Raw genomic sequence first — 1,915 nt, forward strand, 5'->3', positions numbered from 1 at the left:
ATCTTGAAAAAAAGCCTCAAGTCTTAGACTTGGAGATGCCTACAGTTACAGTCAAAACATTTCATGATCGACGAACCGGTCAACGTCATGAGCTGAAATCCTGGCTTTTATCTTTTCATCAGGATATCAAACCCAAACAGCTTGCGGATCAACTCCAAAAAAGCATCCAAAAATCTGAGGACTATAAATCTGCGTATGAGGCTGGAAATGGCGAGTACCTAGATTATGTAGTGGCTATTGCACATTTACGCGTGTGTCAGTGGTTAGAAAACGAATTTGCTTATCATGGGAAAGCAGCGATTAAAGTCTCAACAATCAAGCGTTACTATAGTAGTTTTGTGCTTGACCTACTTTGTTATGTTCTAGAACAGCAGATCAATCTAGATACAGCCACTGAAGAGCAGTTTGAGGAAATGTATCGCACGATTGTTGAAGAAAAACTGCTGAATGATCAGAAAAATCATAAAACGACCACCCAAACCAACAACAATAAAAAATACAATACCTCGGGTTATGCCTTTGATCGGCTGAAAGCCTTTCACCAATACTTAGTCAAGAATCATCGTGCACCGATTGTGCAATATTTATATGAACGTCAAAGTGACGGTTTATTTTTAAAAACCAGACTCATTAGTCCGCAGATGTTTCAATTGATGATACGGATTCTTAGAGAATACCCAGAAGCTTTGGGTCTGACTGAGCAGGATGCAACCTGTCTAGAATGGGTCTATACATTGGCATTTAGACTGGGCTTGCGTATTGATGAAGCTGCCGGGATCTGTATCGATGATTTTGTATCTCCGCAGTTACGAAAACATCCTGACAATCGACAGCTCTATTATGTGTTTGAATCCGCTTTAGATCAGCAGAAAGACGATCGATCTCACCATAAAATGAGAAAAACAATGGGTGATATTGATGATCTCACCCTTAGGATTCGTCTAAATTCTGAGCGTGATCTGAAAAGTGATAATGCCACGCGTCAGTTTGATTTAGCTTATTTTTTAGCACCGGACGAGTTCACAGGATTTTGTCGCTTTTATCAAAACCAGTTACCTGGCTCTAAAGCGACTGCAGCAGTCTGCAATAGAAAAATCAAACAGCTCTTTATGCTGGGTGAACAACCTTTATCCAGTACAAATTTATCAAAAATTACCCAGTTGCTGTTTAATACTGTATTAGGGACAAACGATCATCAATATACCTTTCACGCTTTCAGGCATAGTACCGCTTCACATTTGGCTATCCTTTTAAAAGGCAGCATAGCACTGGTACGTTGTTTTACTGACTATGATTCCGAGTTTGGGCGTAAGCTTAAAAAGCACATTTTACCCAATATGAAGGATGCTTCATCGCGTAGTGCCCAAGCCTGGTCTCGACTTGCGCATCTGATGGGGCATGAAGACATTCGGATCACTGCAAGACATTATCTGCATCATCTGAATATCCTGATTGCTGACATGTTTTATCAAGCAAACCGTGAATATTCACCTCAATTGATCAAGGCATTATTAGGCGATAGTCAGTTGATGCATCGCGATTTCAAGGTTAAATTTCAGTCGAATGAAAGAGATATTTTAAAATTGATGAAGAAGATTCATTCACACACAGAAAATAATTCTCAAACTGCTGCATTAAAGAGCAAGAAAAAGCAGAAGCAGCCTCAACAACAGGACGTATTTTTATACCGTGAAACGTTTCTAGACGAATACCGGAAGTGGCGGGAAAAAAAAGAAAAAGCAACGATCGATCCTGAAGTATTGAAATTCATTCAATCGATCAGCCAGCCGTTTTCTCTCTATACAAGTCACGTCAAAAATGATGCTAATCATGAGGATCTTATCGGTTTTACTTGGAAGAAAATGGTGACATGGTCTAATCACTATGAGATTGAGCAACCTTTTAACTTAAATAA

At 39.4% G+C, this 1,915-nt stretch carries 1 pseudogene; it reads left to right on the plus strand.

Going from position 1 to position 1,915, the window contains the following annotated elements:
- Positions 1–35: 35 nt before the first annotated feature.
- Positions 36–1,915: pseudogene (locus VF675_RS13595) on the plus strand (hypothetical protein); the annotation flags it as partial.

It is taken from the genome of Acinetobacter sp. Lyrl_1, from assembly GCF_051948795.1.
GTDB classification, from domain to species: domain Bacteria; phylum Pseudomonadota; class Gammaproteobacteria; order Pseudomonadales; family Moraxellaceae; genus Acinetobacter; species Acinetobacter towneri.